Origin of the sequence: Paenibacillus glycanilyticus, assembly GCF_030161375.1 — a bacterium.
In the GTDB taxonomy this organism is placed as follows: Bacteria; Bacillota; Bacilli; order Paenibacillales; family Paenibacillaceae; genus Pristimantibacillus; species Pristimantibacillus glycanilyticus_B.
On sequence record NZ_BSSQ01000001.1, the window covers coordinates 503,533 to 523,866 of the forward strand.

The 20,334-nt window shown below is 51.5% G+C and carries 17 protein-coding genes; 4 read left to right on the forward strand and 13 right to left on the reverse strand.

Going from position 1 to position 20,334, the window contains the following annotated elements:
* The first annotated feature begins 30 nt into the window (after positions 1-30).
* Positions 31-975, forward strand: coding sequence for an MTP-1 family protein (locus QQK89_RS02070; RefSeq protein WP_434481618.1), 945 nt, complete (start codon positions 31-33; stop codon positions 973-975).
* Between the two features lie 37 nt (positions 976-1,012).
* On the forward strand, positions 1,013-2,074 hold the full coding sequence (locus QQK89_RS02075) for a BtaManbiosPhlase (RefSeq protein WP_284236752.1): 1,062 nt from the start codon (positions 1,013-1,015) through the stop codon (positions 2,072-2,074).
* Between the two features lie 479 nt (positions 2,075-2,553).
* Here QQK89_RS02075 and QQK89_RS02080 read toward each other — a convergent pair whose 3' ends face one another.
* Both QQK89_RS02080 and QQK89_RS02085 read right to left on the reverse strand, forming a co-directional pair.
* On the reverse strand, positions 2,554-3,552 hold the full coding sequence (locus QQK89_RS02080) for an aldose 1-epimerase (RefSeq protein WP_284236753.1): 999 nt from the start codon (positions 3,550-3,552) through the stop codon (positions 2,554-2,556).
* 30 nt (positions 3,553-3,582) lie between these two features.
* Positions 3,583-5,460: a beta-L-arabinofuranosidase domain-containing protein gene (locus QQK89_RS02085; protein WP_284236754.1), complete on the reverse strand. Its 1,878-nt coding sequence runs from the start codon at positions 5,458-5,460 to the stop codon at positions 3,583-3,585.
* Between the two features lie 183 nt (positions 5,461-5,643).
* Here QQK89_RS02085 and QQK89_RS02090 point away from each other — a divergent pair, with 183 nt between their 5' ends.
* Complete coding sequence (locus QQK89_RS02090) at positions 5,644-6,504, forward strand: helix-turn-helix transcriptional regulator (RefSeq protein ID WP_284236755.1); 861 nt, start codon at positions 5,644-5,646, stop codon at positions 6,502-6,504.
* 34 nt (positions 6,505-6,538) lie between these two features.
* On the opposite strand, the gene QQK89_RS02095 is transcribed toward QQK89_RS02090, so the two are convergent.
* From QQK89_RS02095 to QQK89_RS02145, 11 genes are all read right to left on the reverse strand, one after another.
* Entirely contained in the window at positions 6,539-7,603 is a 1,065-nt protein-coding gene (locus QQK89_RS02095) for a glycoside hydrolase family 76 protein (protein ID WP_284236756.1), read from the reverse strand.
* Positions 7,603-8,667 carry a glycoside hydrolase family 76 protein gene (locus tag QQK89_RS02100; RefSeq protein WP_284236757.1) on the reverse strand — a complete coding sequence of 355 codons (1,065 nt, stop codon included), beginning with the start codon at positions 8,665-8,667 and terminating at the stop codon, positions 7,603-7,605. Before QQK89_RS02100 ends, QQK89_RS02095 begins: the two co-directional genes overlap by 1 nt.
* A 34-nt stretch (positions 8,668-8,701) precedes the next feature.
* Positions 8,702-9,862 (reverse strand): glycoside hydrolase family 76 protein, encoded by a 1,161-nt coding sequence (locus QQK89_RS02105; protein WP_284236758.1) that lies wholly within the window; start codon positions 9,860-9,862, stop codon positions 8,702-8,704.
* A gap of 18 nt (positions 9,863-9,880) precedes the next feature.
* Positions 9,881-10,804 (reverse strand): carbohydrate ABC transporter permease, encoded by a 924-nt coding sequence (locus tag QQK89_RS02110; RefSeq protein WP_284236759.1) that lies wholly within the window; start codon positions 10,802-10,804, stop codon positions 9,881-9,883.
* 12 nt (positions 10,805-10,816) lie between these two features.
* Complete coding sequence (locus QQK89_RS02115) at positions 10,817-11,704, reverse strand: carbohydrate ABC transporter permease (protein WP_284236760.1); 888 nt, start codon at positions 11,702-11,704, stop codon at positions 10,817-10,819.
* 91 nt (positions 11,705-11,795) lie between these two features.
* Positions 11,796-13,130, reverse strand: a complete 1,335-nt coding sequence (locus QQK89_RS02120) for an ABC transporter substrate-binding protein (RefSeq protein ID WP_284236761.1) — start codon at positions 13,128-13,130, stop codon at positions 11,796-11,798.
* Positions 13,131-13,211: 81 nt separating this feature from the next.
* On the reverse strand, positions 13,212-14,507 hold the full coding sequence (locus QQK89_RS02125; protein WP_284236762.1) for a glycoside hydrolase family 125 protein: 1,296 nt from the start codon (positions 14,505-14,507) through the stop codon (positions 13,212-13,214).
* A 221-nt stretch (positions 14,508-14,728) separates the two neighbouring features.
* Positions 14,729-15,883 (reverse strand): GntR family transcriptional regulator, encoded by a 1,155-nt coding sequence (locus QQK89_RS02130; protein WP_284236763.1) that lies wholly within the window; start codon positions 15,881-15,883, stop codon positions 14,729-14,731.
* Between the two features lie 119 nt (positions 15,884-16,002).
* Entirely contained in the window at positions 16,003-16,698 is a 696-nt protein-coding gene (locus tag QQK89_RS02135; protein WP_284236764.1) for an SDR family oxidoreductase, read from the reverse strand.
* Between the two features lie 108 nt (positions 16,699-16,806).
* Positions 16,807-17,814, reverse strand: a complete 1,008-nt coding sequence (locus QQK89_RS02140) for a LacI family DNA-binding transcriptional regulator (RefSeq protein ID WP_284236765.1) — start codon at positions 17,812-17,814, stop codon at positions 16,807-16,809.
* 131 nt (positions 17,815-17,945) lie between these two features.
* Entirely contained in the window at positions 17,946-18,932 is a 987-nt protein-coding gene (locus tag QQK89_RS02145) for a PocR ligand-binding domain-containing protein (protein ID WP_284236766.1), read from the reverse strand.
* Positions 18,933-19,197: 265 nt separating this feature from the next.
* Here QQK89_RS02145 and QQK89_RS02150 point away from each other — a divergent pair, with 265 nt between their 5' ends.
* Positions 19,198-20,334, forward strand: coding sequence for a glycerol dehydrogenase (locus tag QQK89_RS02150; RefSeq protein ID WP_284236767.1), 1,137 nt, complete (start codon positions 19,198-19,200; stop codon positions 20,332-20,334).

Consider the following 20,334-nt stretch of genomic DNA (forward strand, 5'->3'; position numbering starts at 1 on the left):
TTATTAGTTGGAAACAAGGAGGCATACACGGTGGAATTGATGAAATCCGCAGTAAAAACTTGCTCGACGCTGCTTAACGAATACCAAGAAAAAGCTTCAACGATTGACAATCCGGTCAAATTAACCTTCTCGGGCGTAGGCAGCAAGGACGTTTACAATATTACGGCACCTTTCCAGATTGATGGCGTTACGGTCATTGCAGGCCGGGTGGAATCGCGGGATAGCGAGCATTCGGAAATCCATTTCTTCGTAGAGCAAAACGGCACTTGGTTACCGAAAGAAGGAGCACCCGTATTTACGCTTCAGGATCCGTTCTTCACCTTCATTCATGGCGAACTGGTTCTGGGCGGCGTTGAGATCTTCCCTCATCCTACGAAGGAAAATGCCTTGATGTGGAGAACCGTATTCCGCAAAGGCAAATCGCTGAATGAACTTACTCCTTTCTTTACCGGTCCCGACGCGATGAAAGATTTGCGTCTGGTCGAACTGGCAAGCGGCGAGATCGGCGTATTTACTCGTCCGCAAGGCGACAAAGGCGGCCGGGGCAAAATCGGATTTAGCAAAGTTAGCTCGCTAGAAGACGTGACCGTACAACTCGTGAACGATACTCCCCTTCTCGCAGATCAATTCATCGATGCGGAATGGGGCGGCGCTAATGAACTGCATGTGCTGAACAATGGGCTTGTTGGCGTCCTTGGCCATGTCGCTTGCTTCGATGAAGCCGGTGACCGCCATTATTATCCGATGGTGTTTGCGGTCAATCCGTTGACTGGAGCGCATAGCGACATGGAATTGATCGCCGTTCGCGCAGACTTCCTGCCTGGCGAGACGAAACGTCCGGATTTGGCAGACGTCGTATTCAGCGGTGGCCTCGGTCGCCATCTAGACGGATCCGCCGACCTCTATGCGGGAATCAGTGACGCGGAAGCGCATCGCGTAACCATTCGCGATCCGTTCCTCAAGTTTGAACAATAATGAGACAAATAAGCTTATTGGATTGGGGCATATAACCATGAATATATACAGATATGAGGAGAACCCTCTCGTTACACCGGCTAGCGTAAAGCCGTATCATGAAGGATTTGAAGTCATTGGCGCTTTTAACGCAGGCGTTGCGGAATACAACGGAGAAATTTTGATGTTGCTTCGGGTCGCGGAACGTCCGATCAGCCAGGATCCGATGATCGTCAAAGCTCCTGTATTTAATGCCGAAACGCAACAGCTCGACATTTTGGAATTCCGTACGGACGATGCCCGCTACGATTTCTCCGATCCGCGCGTCATTCGCAACGTGAATCATAGCGCTACCTTCGAATACCTGACTTCCTTGTCTTATATTCGCGTGGCGCGCAGCAAAGACGGCCATCATTTCACAATCGACGAAAAACCTCTTGTCTATCCGTCGCAAACGCTGGAATCCTTCGGCATCGAAGATCCGCGCGTGACGCAAATCGGCGATACGTATTACATCTATTTCTCCGCCGTATCTCCGGTAGGCGTTGGCGAATCGATGGTTTCGACCCAAGATTTCGTGAACTTTACGCATCACGGCATGATTTTTGGACCGGACAACAAAGATGTTCTTATCTTCCCAGAGAAGATCAACGGCAAATATTATGCGCTGCATCGTCCAACGACCAAAAGCACGGGCAACCCGGAAATGTGGATCGCGGAATCCGATAACCTCCTCTACTGGGGCAATCACAAGCATTTGGCTGGCTTGCGCGAAGGCATGTGGGACAGCGGCCGCATGGGCGGCGGCGCCGTACCATTCCGCACGGAAAAAGGCTGGTTGGAGCTGTATCACGGCGCAACGCTTGATCACCGCTACTGCATGGGCGCCCTGCTGCTTGATCTGAACGATCCATCCAAAGTGATCGCCCGCTCCGAGCAACCGATCATGGAGCCGGAAACCGACTATGAGAAAAACGGATTTTTCGGAGATGTTGTATTCTCCTGCGGCGTTACGGTTCACGGCGATGTCGTGAAGATGTATTATGGCGTAGCCGATACTTCCATGGCTTGCGCTGAACTTAGCGTGACAGAAATTTTGGATAGCTTGACTTACGTTTAGGTTAACAGCAAACTACGCATTCGAATGTTCTTCCGATCGCCATTGTGCTGCTTTACTCAGCAAATTATGGGCAAGCGAAAACTACCCGACTTCGAGGTTAACTTTCGGTAAGCCTCGAAGCAGGGGGATAAGCTTTGGTGAAGAACTTCATATCTAGTTGATTGACATAAAGAAGCCTCTCTTTACTTAAAGTGGTTGGGTCGTACCTCCATTTTAAGAAGAGACGGCTTCTTTTTGTTTGAGCATTTCTTGTACAGGTGAAGGGCAGACGGAGCAATTTAATGATTCTGGAGAAGCGATAGCGGTCGTTTTTGTGAAGTGATCCCAACCTTACCTCGTTGATTCAAGGGATCCCTGAGCAATGACGATCGGAAGAACATTAATTGCGCAGGTTGCCGCTTAACCTAAATAACAAAGGGGTGTCCCATCGTCATTTACATGACTTATGGGACACCCCCTTTTGTAGTTAAACTTATTTATTAACCTTTGATCACGTAAAGTCTGCTGGATTCCTCGAAGATTTCTCCCGGCGCAAGGCTCAGAAGGCCAATCTCTTCGGCAGGCAGATCCACATTAGGCGCGTTCACCAGGTTGATCTGCGGCTCCGGACAGAAGAAACCTTCCGTCGCATTGTTGTTCCAGATCATCCATTGCTTGTAGGAAGTGCCTACGTCGTAAACCAGCTTCACGCCGGCTTTTGTATCCGACAGTTCCATGCGATTGCGTCCGTTTTGCGGACGGGATGTATAATGATTGTCCATCGCTTCGAAGAACGGGTATACGCCCGTATCGCGCATAAGCGTTTCTTCTTCCTTCAATGGCTGATAGGCCTTCGTAGGAAGCATACGCTCGTTAAGCTCCCAACGTTCGCCGATCGTCATATGGATGCGATAATCTTTTGCCTCTCCGCCCGGAACAAACGGCGCGTTAACGGATGTATGGAAAGCAAGCAGGCAAGGCATCTCCGATTGCCCGTCATTGCGGACGGTAACTTGTTGAAGCAGTCCGTTCTCGCTTACGGAGTACCGAAGACGGATCGTGTAGTTGAACGGGAAGCTTGCATACGAAGGATGCTGCTCGTCCACTTTGATCGATACGACAACGAAGCTTTCCGTTGCCGTCGTGCCGTAATCATCTACCTGCCATGGCGTCTGGTACAGGAAACCGTGCAGATGGTTGCCCGTTGCCGGTTCGTTTACTTCGAATTGATGCGTTTGTCCCTTCCAAGGGAACTTGCCGTCTTCATAACGGTTTGGCGGGAACAAGACCGGAATGCCATGAATCATTGGTCTTGCTTTGAAGCTCTCCATCTCTTCCGGCGTTGGTTCATGCAGGAATTGAATCTCCGCTTGGGTGTCGCGGAAAGCAATCAGATTGCCGCCAATCTCCGGCAGCATCGCCGCTTCGTATTGTCCGTAGCGCAGCCAAATCGCGCGTTCTCCATGGAATAAACCTTCGTTAGCTTGTTTAATCGTCATCGTTACACACCTCGTCTGTAATGTTCAAAGTTATCTGTTTCTAGCCGTCTTTCGCTCGCCAATGAGCGGAAATTCCCCGATCCGAAGCTTCGCTCCGCCGTAAGGCACCAGCACCAAATCCGTAACCGGCTGATCATCTGTATTCGGCGCAAGCGGCGGAGTTCCTGCATTATTGCCTTCCATTCTCCAATCCGGCACGAGCTTGCCTTGCGCTTCCAGCTTAACCGGCGATTCCGAAGCCAGGAACGGCTGATACGGCAGCTCCCCTTCGCTTACGACCGCTTTGAACGAAGTATCCGCTAGCAAGCCGTACTTCCATTGCGAAGCCGGGTACAGCTCATAGTCATTGAACCTTTCGCGCTTCCGAAGCAGTTGCCAGTTCTCTTCTACGGGAAGAGCATACACAAGCGGACCACGCTCCACGCTTACCGCAAACAGGTTGCGCGATACGGTCTGAACCTCCATCGGAAGCGATAGCTCTATTTGGTCTCCCGCCTGCCATTCGCGGTTAATCGCCGTGTATCCGTGCTCGATCTCAATCGGCATCTCGGCACCGTTCACCTTAATAACCGGAGATTTGCACCACCCCGGAATACGGAGCCGCATCGCAAAACCGGCCGGACGGTCCAGCTGAAGCTCCATGCTTACGCGCTCACGGAAAGGATACTCACCGGATACGCGAAGCTCGGCTTGCACGCCGCCGGCAACTTCCGTACGCACATGGCAAGGCGCATAAGAGACCGCCGCCAGCCCGCCTTCCTTGTCCTTCATCCAGAGATGAGAAACAAATTTTGGCCAGCCTTGGTGCATATTAGCCGTGCAGCAGCCGAAGTTTGGCTCAAGTCCAAACACGTTGGCGTATGGACCGTTGCTCCAAGCCCGCGGAGCGACATTGCAAACGATCTGATTGACTTGCTGATCGTATTGATGCGAAGTCCAATCGGCGGAGATTGTGGCAGGCAACACGTTAAAGGCGACTTTTTCGAGCACATCGGCGAACTTCCCGTCTCCAAAAATCCGCGTCAGCTGTTCAAGCGTAAACATGTATTCCACGACCGCGCACAATTCAACGCCTTGGCTTGGCGAAGTGCCCGACAGCCATTCATCGCCCGAGAACATGCCATGGGCTTGCCCGTGATAAGTCATGAGACTTTCGATTCCGCGGTATACCGCCTCTTGATCGAGAGAATCCCCTGTAAGCTCGAAAATAACCCCTGGCGTTTTGAGACCCATGGCCACATTCACCACATGCGTTCTCCAGTCCCACTGCTCGACTTTACGCCAGAACGGAAAATCATAAAAGATGTCGGTCCAGTCCGTTGTTTGTTCCTTCACAATGGAAGCAAGCTTCAGCAGATCTTCGTTTTGGGTGCGGTTATAAAGCCATACCAGGCAAAGAAGTATTTCCGCTCCGCGCGCTTGTGCCCATCCCCGCAGCGGCTGGCTTTCAATCTGTCCTAACACATAATCCATGAATTTCGTCAGGAACGGGATCACGCGGGGATCTCCGGTCGCTTCTTCATATTGCATAAACACCTTGAGCATGATCATGTAATGCCACCAATCCTGCTCCTTATCAATATCCGTGTTAACCGTCGTAATTCGCGCCGGACCAAACATACCGTTCTCCTGCTGGCTGTTCAGCGCCCACTCGACCCAGCGGTTTGCTTTGGCAATCAAGTTCTCGTCATTCAATATATAGGCAAGCGGGAGCAATCCGTCCACATAATAAGGACCTCTCTCCCAGCTTTCGCCGTTACCGCCAATCCATCCGTTATCCGGCCCAACATCTGCCCAATGCTCCTCCAAATGCCCCGTTAATCCGTCAGCCTGGATTCGAAGCTGGTTATACAACCATCCTTCGGCTCGAATGCTGCCGAGAGGCAGAGCTTCCCATGCGTTATTCATCGCGAGTCCCTCCTTCAAGTCATGCTACTCCTTCGAATATACCACTTGAGCCGCTTGATGCTGGATAGACAATCGCAACTACTATTTATCCGATCACAACTTCATAGAATAAGGAAGACATTTACGAATCTCTTGTATTTACTTATACTGGATTCATCAAAGCTCAAGAAGAGGTGCGCGATAATGTTTCATTTTGAATGTCCGCCTATGCCGCATTTCATCCATATCGGGCAGGATACTTACAAAATAGGCCGGAAACATCCCGATCGCAATAGTATCGGCGTCTTTGACCTATTGTTTGTGACCCGCGGCTGTTTGTATTTGGCTGAAGGCCAGCATGAGCTCGTCTTGCCTGCCGGTCATTTCGGCATTTTGCGCCCGGATCTCGAGCATCATACCGTCTCCCCTTGCGAGGAAGAGACGCATTTCTTCTGGCTGCATTTTCAAACGACCGGACAATGGCATCCCGAGCCCTATGAGAAAGAACCCTTGCCGCCGGAGCAAGAGCTGCTGTATCCGCCTATTGAATACTTCTCCTTCTATTTGCCGCGTTCTGGACCGGTGCAAAACTTGGGGGTAACGGAAGAGCAGTTCCGAGGGCTCCTTGAGCTCAATCAGAATCCCGCCGGGAATTCCCGTTGGCAGGAGCAGCAGCTTTTCCACGCCATCCTTCTCCGGCTGCAGGAAGACAGCAAAGAAGAAACGGCGCAAAGCCCCCATCTGCAGCTTGCGGAAGATGCCGCTTTGTACTTGCGCAAGCATTACCGCGAACCGCTGAGCTATAAGCAAATGGCGGAAGAGCTGCATTTCCACCCCAACTATATCGCGTTGTGCATGAAACGAACGTTTGGCTGTACGCCGCTCGATTATATTACCCAGTTCCGGATCGAACAAGCTAAGCGGCTGCTCATCCACACCAACGATGCAGTCGGCACAATCGCGGAGGATACGGGCTTTGGCTCTTTCCCGTATTTCGTCCGCTGCTTCCACAAACGTACCGGCAAGACGCCCAAGCAGTTCCGCCTCATGTACAGAAAGGCTTAACGACGCGGGTGCATCGTTAAGCCTTTATTACAAGTTAGTTAGCCAGGTAACCTGTGCGCTCGAGCAGCGCCATCGCTTCGAGCAGCATAACGCCGCTAAGCTGGCCGCTGAGCTGCACTTCCGTCTCCGGCTCGTCTGCCCAGGACAAGCTGAACAACCCGGACTGCTCCGAACGTCCCCGCTCCCACATGGAAATCGCATTGTGACGAATCAGATCGACCCAAGGCTTAGAAAGCTCCGGCTGAATCTGAATCAGATTAACCAAATAACGGATCAGAATCCCTTTAAAGAGACCGCAGTCGTCATTGCCTTCGCGAGGCAGCATGCCCGTCTCCGGGTCTACCAGTTCCTGAACCGTGGCCGAGGCTGTTTTTTGCGCATCGACCAGATAGCTCTCGTCGCCCGTGCAGTTGTACAGCTCAATACCCGCGCCGATAAAGACGCCTTGGCAATACGTGTATTTCCAATCATAATCGATCTGGCCGTCGCCAAGCCGGTTCATGCCATCCCAGACAAAGCCAGTCTCCGGATCAACAAGCCGCTCTTTGTTGAACTGGTAGATCCGCTTAGCCCACTCCAGATCTTCCTCCCGGCGGTCCATCTGATAGATTCGTGCCGCGAGGATGGAAGCAGGCGCGTTTGCAGGGGTGTTTTTATAGTCCAGCTGATCCTTCTTCCAAGCCATGCCGCCGCCCATATGGTCATTCCAAGCCGTCTTGATGTCTTCCCACAGCTCGAGAACGCCTTCCTTGTAGAACATCTCGCCGGTCTTATGATAGGCTCTCAGCAGCGCCAAAGCCATCCATTCCATATCGTCATAGTAGTTATGAAGCAGCGTGTCTCCATTCCACTTCTTAGCGCCGCGGAATGCCCGCTCCAATAGTTCTTCATCCTCCGCAGACTCCGTACGCTCTAGGGAATCTACCAACGCGTCTACCACATGCGCATGCCACCAATAAATCCAAGGATCGGCGCATTTGCCGCCAATCGGTACCACCTGCTCCATGATGCCGCGCTCTTCATTCCAGTACAACCGTCTGAAATCTTGCTGGGCTACGCCGGCTCTTTCGGCCCAATCTACTTTCACCTGTACAGCCATTACTTTTGCGCCTCCTCTGTCTGTCCCATAGTGCCTAAGCTGTTTTTCTCCAAAACCGCCAGCTGCTCCAGCAGCATAATGCCGCTAAGCTGCGTGCTCAGCGTAACTCGATCCTTCGGCTGAACGCCCCAGGAAGTGCTGAACACGATACGCGCCGGATCGGCGCCTCGCGTCCAAAGCATCTGCCCTTGCTGCTCCAGCAGCGCCGCCAGCTCGGAAGGCTCCGATGATACAGAGGCTAATTCGCCAAGATAACGAACGAGTATGCCTTTGAACAAACCGCCGTCTCCGTCGCCTTCGCTAGGCCACAGACCATCCTTCAGCAGTTCGGCAGCGGCAGCCTTAGCCGTCCGTTCTGCATCCTGCAAATACACAGCATCACCGGTAATCCGATATAACTCAACCCCGGCGCCAATAAAGACGCCTTGGCAATACGTAAACTTCCAGTCTTTATCGATGCTGCCGTCGCCGGTCCGGTTCATGCCGTCCCAGACGAAGCCCGTCTCCGGATCCACAAGATGAGACTTCAGCCAATCATAGATTTGACGAGCCCAAACCAAGTCTTCTTCCCGGCCAAAAGCCTGATATAGTCTTGCCGCCAAGATTACCGCGGGAGCATTAGCCGGAGTATTCTTATAATCAAGCTGGGATTTCTGCCAAGCAATTCCGCCGCCTGCGTGATCGTTCCAGCCCGTCTGGATATCCGCCCACAACAGGAGGGCAGCCGATTTATACTTCTCAACGCCCGTTGCCTGATAAGCTCTCAGCCATGCGATCGCCATCCATTCCATATCGTCGTAAAGCTCATTTGGCCACACACCGTCGTTGCGCTGCAAGATGCCTTCATAGAAAGCAACCAGCCGCTCCCGGTAGAACTCGCTTCCCGTCCGATTCAGGCCGTCCGCAAGCGCATCAACCGCATGCGCCATCCACCAGTAATGAAAAATTGTATTGCATGCGCCATCCTGACAAGGAATCTCGATATCGTACATGTTAATGGAAGGATTCCAATATAATTGCTCCAATGCCCGCTGTGCTTCTTCCGCACGTGCTGCCCACACCATAGTTCCCACTCTCCCCGTAATACCTTCTGTCTTCTTATTGCAGCAGTCCGTTGCGTTCCAGTACGGCCATCTGCTCGAGCAGCATCATTCCGCTTAATTCCGTGCTCAACTGTCCAACAACATCCGGCGTTTCCGCCCATGAATTGCCGAAAATCGCTTTATCCGCCGCTTTGCCATATTGCCACAAGCTGTCTGCGTTTGTTTCAAGCATCGCAATCAGCTCCTTCTGCCGCGAAGCTTCCGGATCGGCAGCGATTAGTTCCCCTACGTAGCGGACCAATATCCCTTTGAACAATCCGCCATCCCCATCGCCTTCCGAAGGCAACATACCGGTTGCCGGAGACAAGAAAGCGTCTTTCAGATTAGCCGCCGTCTGTCGGGCATCCTCCAGGTAGACCTCATCGCCAGTTGCGCGGAACAGCTCAACTCCCGCTCCAATATACACGCCTTGGCCGTAAGTAAACTTCCATTCTTTATCGATATTACCGTCGCCGGTCCGGTTAATGCCGTCCCAGACTAGCCCGGACTCGGTATCAACCAGCGTCTTTTTCTGCCATTCGTAAATTTTCTGTGCCCACAGCAGATCCTCATCATCATGGAAATGTTGGAACAGCCTTGCCGCCAAAATAACCGCAGGCGCATTCGCAGGCGTATTCTTGTAATCCTGCTGTTCCTTCCGCCAGGCGATTCCCCCGCCCATCGCGTCATTCCAGCCGCCTTTGATTTCTGTCCATAATTCCATGGCCGCCTGCTTATAACGGTCATCATTCGTAGCGTCATAAGCTCTAAGCCAAGCTAACGCCATCCATTCCATATCATCGTAATAATCATTAATCATAACGCCGGCGTTACGGTCGAGCAGCCCTTGATATATCTTGCCGAGCAGCTCGGCATATTTCTCGTCGCCTGTCCGGATATGGCCGTCAACCAATACATCAACCGAGTGAGCCAGCCACCAATAATTAAAAGGGTCGGTGCACAGCTGCGCGATACACGGCGCCGCATTGTTGAACAAGCCGCGTTTCTCGTCCCAGAAGGATTGAACAAGCTCCGTCTGAGCTTCTTCTGCCCTCTCCTGCCAAATGCCGGAGGAAGCGGACTGCTCATGCCGCTCCGCAAGCTGCCAGACAACGATGCCTGCCACGAGCAGCAGAACAACGATGCCAGTTAGAAAGGTGTATAGCTTTTTCTTCAACAAAGTCGATTCCCCCGCTTACCCTTTCGTTCCCGTAAACGCAATGCCTTGCACGAAGTACTTCTGAAGCAGAAGGAACAGAATCAGAATCGGCAGGATTGCGATCAGCGCGCCGGCCATCATTGGTCCAAAGTCGGTCTGATGGTTGAATGAGAATGCCTGCAAGCCCATCTGAATCGTCGCTTTCGCCGGATCATTCAAGATGATCATCGGCCACAGGAAGCTGTTCCAACCCGCCTGGAACGTAAAGATAGAGAGCGTTGCAAGTGCCGGCTTCGTCAGCGGCAGATAAATATTCCAGAAGATGCGGAACTCTCCCGCTCCTTCAATCCGCGCCATCTCCATCATGTCGGAAGGCAGCGTCAGGAAGAACTGCCGCATGAAGAACACCGCGAAAGAACCCGAAGCGCCCGGCAAAATAATGCCCCAGAACGAGTTCAGGAAGCCGTTGCCTCCGCCGCCCAGAATGTCATTGCCGCCAATGAGCGGGAAATGCTTCAGCACGTAAAAGCTTGGAATCATCGTTACAATGCCCGGAATCATCATGGCTGCGAGCAAAATGCGGAACAACGGCTTGTTCAGCTTGAAGTTCAGCTTAGCAAACGCGTAACCGCTGATCGAACCAAAAAACAAGTTGCACAATACGCCTGATGCCGCGAGAATAAACGAGTTGGCAAAGTATCCGGCAAAAGGCACGGTCGTAAAGGCCGCCTTATAATGTTCCAGCGTCAGAGTGGACGGAATCCACTTGATCGGCACGGAGAAGATTTCATTGCTAGGTTTAAACGAGGTAATCAAGCTCCAGAAAAACGGCAAAAACATCGCTGCCGCTATAACGATTGATACGACATAAAACAGGACGGTCGCGAGCGCCTTCTTGAAGGTATAAGAAGGCTGCTTTGGCGCACGTACAGGAACGGGTGTTACCATTGGCTGTGCCATTACTATACCTCCTTACACAATCGGCTCTTCGGATTTGTTAATGCGCATATTGATGAACGAGAAGATCAGGATCGCCACGGCCAGCACAAAAGCTTGCGCGGAAGCGTAACCCATCTTGAGCTGGTTGAAGCCTTGGTTATAAATCAGGTAAACCGGCGTTTTCGTTACGTTGCCCGGACCGCCTTGCGTCAAGACAAACGCTTGGTCGAACATTTGCAGCGCCCCGATAATTGCCATCGTACTTACGAGGAAGGTTGTTGGACGAAGCTGCGGCCACGTAATGTAGCGGAACCGGTCAAACGCCGTAGCCCCGTCCAGCTTCGCCGACTCGTACAAATAATCCGGCACGCCTTGAAGACCGGCAATATAAATGATCATGTTGGAGCCAACCGACTGCCACAACGTCACCATAATAATCGAGAACATAGCCGTCTCGGTCTGAGCGAGCCACGCCGGTCCGGTAATGCCGACATAACTGAGCAGATTGTTGACAAGGCCAAATTCCGGATGGAGCAGCCAGATCCATACCGTGGATGCCGCAACGGCGGAGGTCAACGTCGGAAGATAGTTAAAGGTACGGAACAGCCTGACGCCAAACCTTTTGAAGTTTAGCAGCATCGCAAGCAGCAAGGAAATTATAATGTTGAGAGGTACAAATATAACGGAATAGAAAAAGACGTTTTTGAAGGAAAGCCAGAACAGATCGTCCTCCAGCAACTTCTTGTAATTGTCCAGCTTGACGAATTCCATTCGGCTGACCACGTCGTAATTGGTGAAGCTTAAATAGAGTGCCATCACTACGGGTATAACGGTAAAAGCGAAAAACAGCAGCATCGTTGGCGTAATAAACAGATAGGCCATCCGGGCCTGATGTTGGTTCAGCTTGCCCATTGAAGACATCGGCACTTCTCCTTTCGTTAGGGGGCGTTCCCACCTAGGTTGTTGGAATAAGGAAAGGGAGGTCTCCCTCCCTTCCCCCTTCCTATAGTTGTTATTTCACGTCTTCGTTGTCCGCAAGCTGCTGGTCTCCCCGCTCCTGCGCTTTCTTAAGCGTTTCCTCGGCGCTTTGTTTCTTCTGTTGGTACAACTGCAGGTTCGGGATAAGCGCTTCGGTCTCCATGACGGAGTATCCAGGGTGAGCCGGACGGGTCTTCGCAAATTCCAGCGTATCGAGGAACGGCTTCCAGAGCGGATCTCCCGTGAAGAACGCATCGTCAAGCGCTGGTTTGTAGCCGGGAATGTTCAAGCTTGTTTTCGCCCACAGCAAAGCGTTGTCCTTATTGGCCGTCCACCACTTGATGAACTCCCATGCTTCTTCCTGATGTTTCGAAGCTTCCGGAATAACGAGGCCAAAGCCGCCCATCACGCCGCCTTTGTCGCCGTTTGGTCCTGCAGGAGGCGGTACAACTCCGAAGTCCAGATCTTTGCCGTATTTCTTGTACGTGCTAAGCATCCATGGGCCATTGTAGGTCATGGCTACTTTGCCGGTCGCAAATGCGTCCGTACCTTCGCCAAGGCCTTGCTCAAAGCCAACTTTGTACACTTTGTCGTCATTGAGCATACGGTTCCAGTAATCTAGGACCGCAAGACCTTTTTCATTATTAAAGTTCGTTTTCTTGCCGTCGTCGGTCAGCATGCTGCCGCCGGCTTGTTGAAGATACATATTAAAGAGTCCGTTATCGGCAAGCGAGAAACCTGCCACTTCAAGTTTGCTTCCGTTCCATTTGGTCGTTTTGATCGCCGCTTGCTCAAGCTCATCCCAAGTTGTAGGAGGCTGCGCTACGCCCGCGTCGTTCAGAAGTTTTTTGTTATAAAACAAAGCGCGCGCATCCACCGTCAAAGGCAGTCCGTATAGCTTGTCGCCGTTCGACAACTCGTTCATGGCTTCGCCATAGAAGTCATCTTTGTTGAGGCCGTCTCTCGATACGAGATCATCGATCGGATGAAGCACGTTTTTCGGAGCGTAGAGTGGCGTACGCCATCTGTCCCAGAGCAGAACGTCAGGCGCGCCGCCGGATGTAGCCGCTGTCAGGAACTTCGTAATAAGGTCCTGCTGGAGCATATATTTCACGTGAATTTTGTCTTGCGATTTGTTGAACGCGTCTACCATCGTCTGGAATTGCTTCTGTCCGTCGCCAGCCCAGTCGCCCCAGAACGTAATCTCTACAGCCTTGCCGCCTCCGGCATTACCCGAAGCGTTGTCTGTCTGCGCGTTTGTCCCGCTGTTTGCGTTCGTATTGCCGTTATTGTTTGTTGTTGTTTTCGCGCATCCGGCCGCTGTTGCTACTACCGTCACCAAGGCGATCATTGTGATCCATTTTTTCACTTTTCATGCCTCCCTTTTTAATTAGCTCACCTATTTCGAAGAATACCGCCTGATACAGGCTGGCATTCTATGAAACCATCGTTATTTCGTCTGTACCCGAATGCCGCAATAATCAAGAAGTAGCTCGCTGAACATCATATTGGCCCAGGAGAACCATGGACGGCTGAATTGGTACGGATCATCGACATGGAAACCTTCGTGCATAAAATTCGTCCCTGCCGTTGTTGCCTCCATAAGACCAAGCAACCGTTCTTTCTCGGAGATGTCCGAAGTGGTGAGTCCCTGCATCGCCAGCGCGATATGCCAGATATAGCGGTCCGGCGTATGCGGGCTTCCGATTCCGGCTGCCGCTTCGCCTTCGAAGTAATAAGGATTCGTGCTGCTTAAGATGAGGCGGCGCGTATTCCGGTAAATCGGATCGTCCTCGGAAGTGTATCCGAGATAAGGAATTGACAAGAGACTTGGCACATTCGCATCATCCATGAAGTTGTAATTCCCAAGCCCGTCGGTTTCATAAGCGTATACTTTGCCAAACTCCGGATGATCGGTCATGCCGTAGCGCTCAATGCCTTGATTGATCTCCCCGCCAAGCTGAGCCGCGCGTGCTGCCAGCTCCCCGTCGCCAAGCACCTCAAGCGCTATTTCCTGCAAATACCGGAGCACAACAACCGCAAACATATTTGCCGGAACGAGATAGCCGTATGTACAAGCATCGTCGCTTGGGCGGAAGCCGCTCCATGTCATCCCCGTATGGGCGGTCTCCGTTCCTTTCCCTTCGCGCAGGAGCGTATCGGTCGGCGCGCAGTTGAAGCGCTGGAAGCGGTAAGGCGATGCGGTCTCATGGTTCTGCTCCGTCGTCCAGAGATTCAGAATCGCTTCTGCCGCCTGGCGGAACGTATCGTTAAATTGCGAAGTTCTGCCGGTATTTTTCCACAGTAGGTAACTGAGCTGCAAAGGATAACATAACGAATCAATCTCGTATTTCCGCTCCCAGACGGAAGGTCCCATCTCGGTCAAATCATCCTGATGCCCTTTGCCGGTTGGCCCGTTGTTGAAGGCATTGGCATACGGGTCAAGCAAGATCGAAGCCATTTGCCTTTGGACCAGCCCTTCGATCAAATCGGCCAGCTCGGCATCCTCTGCCGCCAATACCAGGAACGGTCTAAGCTGCGCCGCGGAATCGCGAAGCCACATAGCTGGTATATCACCTGTTATAACAAATGTTGTACCGTCCGGCATGCGTTGGATCGTCGTCTGCAGCGTATTCTGGATCGCTTTCTCAAAAATCGCTGCCCAATTCGGATGTTCCGGTGTTTTTTCCTTGATGATTTCCACCAATCTGGTTAAGGATGCTGGAATTTCTGTCGATTGTGTCATGCAAGTATGCCTCCTTGATACTGTAACTAATGTCATCTCATTTCCAGTAAAACGCTTTCATTTCGATATAGCTATTATATTGGCATGTATATGGTATGTCAATATGTAATTTTGTATAATGTTTATACCAATCTTTTATACTATTTAAACAGGACTTCAGGCACAAAAAAAGCCTCCGTAATGGAGGCTTTGACGACATGCTTTTCTATATTCGACAGTTATTATGGTTTAACAGGGCCCGTGGAATCGCTAATGACAAGCGAGGCGTCCAGCAAAATTTTGCTTGGCACGGATTGCCCGCTCCGCAGTCTGAGCACGTTCTCGAATGCCGAACGTCCCATCTCATGCTGATTCTGGCTCAGGTGGGTAAACGGATATTTCCCGTTTGTCTCCGGACAATCGAAGCAAACAATCGAATAGTCTTCCGGAACGGACTTGCCCATCTGCTTCACCGCCTGATACGCAATCTGGCTAATGTTGAACTCCGTCGCAAACAAAGCCGTCACTTGAGGATGCTTGTTCAGATGCTCGATAATCCGCTGAATATCCTTCTGCTTGTTTTCTTCCGAATTGTGTTTTGGAAGCGAGGACGTAATGTTCTCCATCCAGACTTCGCGGTCGACCACGATCCCTTTCTCCGCATGGGCTTGAATAAACCCTTCGATCCGTTCCTCGATGGCGGTTGTATCCACGGGCGGAGGCGATAGGAAAGCAATCGATTTGTGCCCAAGCTCAAACAGATGGTTTGTCCCATCCTTCGCCGCGCCTACGTTATCCGTTGCGATCGAGCTTGCGGAAATGCCCTTCAAATGGCGGTCGACAAGGACAAACGGGAAGTGGTTAATAACCAGCTTCAAGATCTCGGCGTTAAAGTATTCGCCTTGCGCAGGGAAAACAATGAGGCCGTCCACCCCAAGCTCCAGCAACCCTTTGATCGCTTCCTCTTCGAGAGCCGGAATGCCAAATGTACGCCGAAGCACCAGATAGCTGTTATGCTGGCGCGAAGCTTCCTCCATGCCGTAGATCAGACCGGTGCCGTAACTGTCCGCGAAGTCGGTAATAACAAGGCCGATCAGCAGCCTGCCGTCTTCCTTCCGCGTCTTCTGGGCAGGTGTTCCCGTTGCTTGCGAAACCTGCTTCGCTTGCGGCGCCGGCTGGTCGGACACAAACGAACCGCGCCCCGGCTGCCGGACAATATATCCTTCGCTGGCTAGCAGCTCCAGCGCTTTCTTGCTCGTAATCCGGCTTACGTTGTATTCGTCGCCAAGCTCTTTCTCGGAAGGCACACGATCGCCAGGCTCGTATTTCTTCTCCACAATGTCTACGCGCAACGCTTCAAATATCCGTTCATACATCGGTTTCGATGATTCGTTCATTCCGCTCTTCCCCCGTCTTCCACCGACAAGTGTTCAATATTTACATAACAATATATCATGTTATATCACATTTGCCAAGATGGATTGACATATCAACTGCAGAAAGACGACAAAATGAACTAAATCGGCATTTCCTTGCCGGTATAATCAACAAAGTTGAACCGGGACTCCGGCACGATACGGCCTTCCGTTAGGTCGAGGATTCCCTTCGCGCTTTGGCGCGGGTCCGTAGGCGCGTTCTCCCCGCCCATATCCGTCTTCATCCAACCCGGATGGACGCTTAGCACCTTAATTCCCCTGTCTTTCACGGCAGACTGCAGCTGCTGCGTAAACATATTAACCGCCGTCTTCGAGATGCCGTAAGGATAATCTCCCGGATAGGCATTCGAGATGCTGCCCGCTTCGGAGGAAATGTTAATGATGGCTCCCTGCTCGCCAGCCATAAGCGGCAAGAAATGCTTCACCACGCGCATGGGTCCAAACAGATTAATATCAAACGTTCGAGCGACTTCGCTTATATCCAATTGTTCAATTGGCGTATTGCGCTCTACGAGTATAGCCGCATTATTAATTATTGCTCCAAGCGTCCGGTCCTGCTGCTTCATAGCTGCCGCAAGATCGGCCAAGCCCGCCTCATCGCTAACGTCCAACTGCGCCAACTCCAGTTGCTCGCCGTATTGAGCGGCAAGCGCAGCCAGCTTGCCTTCTACCTCAATATCCCGCACGCCTGCAATAACGCGATGTCCGCGCTCCAGCGCTTCTGCCGCCATTTCTGCGCCAAGTCCCCGGCTAGCGCCTGTAATAAGGATAATCATCTTACTCCTCCTCAGCCATTTGTCTTCTCTATCACTATACCACCGCAGGGATTAAAAAAGCTGCTCCGGCGTGGTCACCGCAAGCGGATGTCCTGCCAGAACAGCTTCCTATGTACGCAAATCCATAACCGTCTGCCGCTCCACAATCTTATGCGAAGCAACTAGGCTAGGAACAACTTTTCCCGTCTCAATCATCGTAATCAGCTTGCTTGCGGCTTCCTGCCCCAATGCCAGCAAGGGTTGTCCGACCGTGGACAAAGCCGGATAAATCATCCTCGACAGCCGAATGTTGTCATATCCCATAAACGATAGGTCGTCAGGCACCCGAATCCCATGCTGAAGGGCAACATTCATTGCCCCAACGGCCATCTCGTCCGTTGCCGCAAATACGGCCGTCACTCCCTTATCCTGCTTCAGAAGAGCTTCCATCGCCGTTCCCCCGCTGTCGTAATGAAAATCCCCGTATACGACACGAGAGCTGCGGTAAGGAATTCCTTTGTCATACAACGCATCTTTATAACCTTGCAGCCTCGGCCTTCCGGCAACCGGATCATCAGGGGAACCGCTGATCATGGCGATATCCCGGTGTCCCTTGTTAATCAAATAACAAACGGCGTCATACGATGCTTGTCTGTCATCCACGCGCACATAAGGAATATCAGGATCATCGCTTTCGGAAGAAACGAGCACAATCGGTACCTTCATCGTCTCCAGCAAATGCTTGTACTCGTGCTTAAGTACTTCGCTTACCACAATAATGCCGTCGATCTGTCTTTCGCGAAGCACCTGCAAATACTTCATCGTCCTATTCCCGTCAACTTCGGTATTGCATACAAGCACGCTATAACCCCGCTCCAGCGCAAATTCCTCAATGCCTTGCAGAACAGCGGAGGCAAATTCACTCGTAACAGCCGGGAACATCACCCCAATCGTTTGGGTGCGCCTGTTATTGAGGAAACGCGCAATTGCGTTTGGATGGTAACCCATATCCTCGATCGTTTTGATCACTTTTTGTTTCGTCTTGTCCGAGTATCCCGTGAGTCCGTTTAGAACGCGAGAAACAGTCGCAATTGATACATTAGCTTCTCTAGCTACATCTCTGATTGTCGGTATCATAGACCATCCATCTCATTCCGTGAAGTATTGCCCGTTGTTAGGAGTAACCGGTTACACAAAGTATAGGTGGATGCAAAACTTTCTGTCAATCGCCGGATATTCGTTAATATTTTACTGAATTCCCATTGACGTCAGCGTTTCTTTCGGTATATTTTCCGGTATGCGGCGGGCGTCAGGCTTTCGAATTTCTTGAATGTTTTAATAAAATAACCCGTGTCCGCAAAACCTAGCTCATCGCCAATCTGATTAACCGACAGCTCCGTGGTTTCCAGCAGCTCCTTCGCCCATTCGATCTTCAGGTGTGGGACAAATACCGAGAAGTTCTCTCCCGTCTCTTTCGTAAAGACGCGGCTGAAATAACTCGGGCTCACGTGGCACAAGGCAGCCATCTCCTTCAAACCTGCATTGTCATGCTTATGGCTGTATATATAATCAAAAGCCGGCTGCAATAAAGTGTGGACAGCCTCGTAGACGGAGGAAGCCCGCTTCAGCTTGTTCTCGATTAAGGTGTTCGACAACTCGCTTTGCAGCGCTTGAACGGAAGAAGACTCCAACGTTAATGAGCTGCGATAGAGCTGGAGCATATCGCTTTTGCGGATCGCTTCCTCCACGATATAGTTGCACAGATGGAACAGCATATCGGCGATTTTCTCGACCTCTTCATAAGACAAGAGCGGCAGGGACCGATATTCCGGTTGCAAAACCTCAAACTTCCGGTCCGTCTCCGCATTAGGCGGCCTAGTTACGATCTGCTCGATGGGCACGTCGGGATCGCTTAGCTTAACTTGCCCCGCCATTACCGCACCGATATATTGGTTGTCGACCACGATCGGAATGGCAATATCGAGAATTCCGAAATGGCACTGATAAATATAAGGTTTATTGGAACGAACGGCTTCAAGCCCGCCGCGCGCATCGCATTTCTGACAATAAGACGATAAGGCGGGATCCTTCCTTACCTCGCTGCAGAACGACTGGCACTGGCTATGCTTCGAGACCGGGACCCCTTTGTAATCCACCGTAATGATCGCCATCTTTGTTACAAGAGACATCGAATCCTGAAGCTTATGCCATTTGTCGATATCCATAATTTGTTTCAAATCATATCGCGCGTTCATTGTGATCGCCTCAAATCCGCTAATATAACTTCATTATACCCGATGGCCTATTCAGGACAAAATAGTACAATTTTAGGGAAGATTGCGCATAGAAACACCATCGAAAACTGCATGTATTTGCACTTATCGTACAATGCTTCTCGCGCCTCCTAATTTTATAATGGCAGTAGAACTTTATCTCAGGTTCATGCTTACGAGGTATGAATGCCCACAAACGGTTGTTAATCAACCTAGTAAGTCCATTCATTTTAGGAGGTTTTTCATAATGAGAAAAGCATTTATTAGTCCAAGCAAATATGTTCAAGGCGAGAATGAACTGCTTAACCTTGGTTTTTTCGTACAATCCTACGGCGATTCCGCCCTTCTTATCGCTCATCCCGATGATGTTAAGCGCGTGAAGGACAAGCTGGACTTTACTTCTAATAAATTCAATATTACGCTGGTTGAAAGCGGATTCCGCGGGGAGTGCTCGCGTGACGAAATCGCAAGGCTGAAAGAGCTTGCCCGCGAGAAAAACTGCTCCTGCACGATTGGCCTTGGCGGCGGCAAAGCGATCGATACGGCCAAATGCGTTGCCGAAGGCGAAGCGCTTATTATTGTCCCGACGATTGCAGCCACCGATGCGCCAACTAGCCACTCCGCCGTTATTTACACGAATGACGGGGCTTTTGAGGATTATGCCTATTTCAAATCCAGCCCTAGCGTTGTCATGATCGATACGACCGTTATCGCCAATGCTCCAACACGCTTCCTCGTATCCGGCATGGGCGACGCGCTCTCGACTTATTTCGAAGCAAGAGCGACGTCCCGTTCCTTCTCTAAGGTAAACGCAGGCCTGCCAAACGGCGTACACGCCGGCGCGGCGCCTATTGCCCGCGGAACAAAAGCGGCATTTGCCCTAGCCAAGCTCTGTTACGAGACGCTTCTGGAGGACGGCGTACAGGCGAAACTCGCATCCGACAGCAACAAAGTTACAACGGCGCTTGAGAACATTATCGAGACCAATATTTTGTTATCCGGTCTTGGCTTCGAAAGCGGCGGCCTTGCGGCTGCGCACGCCATCCACAACGGATTAACCGTTCTCGAAGGCACTCATCATTATTTCCACGGCGAAAAGGTAGCCTTCAGCACGATTGCGCAGCTTGTGTTAGAAAACGCGCCTAAGGAAGAATTAAACGAAGTGTTGGCGTTCTGTGCATCCGTTGGACTGCCAGTATGTCTCGCCGACATCGGCGTAGACAGCATGACCGGCGAAGAGCTTGCCAAGGTTGCCGCGCTCGCCTGCATCCCGGAAGAATCGATTCACGCTATGCCGTTCCCGATTACTGAGGAAGCCGTAGCCGCCGCGATTGTGGTTGCCGATCAACTCGGCCAGGCTTTCAAACAAGGAAGGAAGTCGTAA

Coding starts and splice junctions, on each gene's coding strand:
- QQK89_RS02075 (WP_284236752.1), top strand. CDS start 1,013: ATGAATATATACAGATATGAGGAGAACCCTCTCGTTACACCGGCTAGC.
- QQK89_RS02080 (WP_284236753.1), bottom strand. CDS start 3,552: ATGACGATTAAACAAGCTAACGAAGGTTTATTCCATGGAGAACGCGCG.
- QQK89_RS02085 (WP_284236754.1), bottom strand. CDS start 5,460: ATGAATAACGCATGGGAAGCTCTGCCTCTCGGCAGCATTCGAGCCGAA.
- QQK89_RS02090 (WP_284236755.1), top strand. CDS start 5,644: ATGTTTCATTTTGAATGTCCGCCTATGCCGCATTTCATCCATATCGGG.
- QQK89_RS02095 (WP_284236756.1), bottom strand. CDS start 7,603: ATGGCTGTACAGGTGAAAGTAGATTGGGCCGAAAGAGCCGGCGTAGCC.
- QQK89_RS02100 (WP_284236757.1), bottom strand. CDS start 8,667: ATGGTGTGGGCAGCACGTGCGGAAGAAGCACAGCGGGCATTGGAGCAA.
- QQK89_RS02110 (WP_284236759.1), bottom strand. CDS start 10,804: ATGGCACAGCCAATGGTAACACCCGTTCCTGTACGTGCGCCAAAGCAG.
- QQK89_RS02115 (WP_284236760.1), bottom strand. CDS start 11,704: ATGTCTTCAATGGGCAAGCTGAACCAACATCAGGCCCGGATGGCCTAT.
- QQK89_RS02125 (WP_284236762.1), bottom strand. CDS start 14,507: ATGACACAATCGACAGAAATTCCAGCATCCTTAACCAGATTGGTGGAA.
- QQK89_RS02130 (WP_284236763.1), bottom strand. CDS start 15,883: ATGAACGAATCATCGAAACCGATGTATGAACGGATATTTGAAGCGTTG.
- QQK89_RS02135 (WP_284236764.1), bottom strand. CDS start 16,698: ATGATTATCCTTATTACAGGCGCTAGCCGGGGACTTGGCGCAGAAATG.
- QQK89_RS02140 (WP_284236765.1), bottom strand. CDS start 17,814: ATGATACCGACAATCAGAGATGTAGCTAGAGAAGCTAATGTATCAATT.
- QQK89_RS02145 (WP_284236766.1), bottom strand. CDS start 18,932: ATGAACGCGCGATATGATTTGAAACAAATTATGGATATCGACAAATGG.
- QQK89_RS02150 (WP_284236767.1), top strand. CDS start 19,198: ATGAGAAAAGCATTTATTAGTCCAAGCAAATATGTTCAAGGCGAGAAT.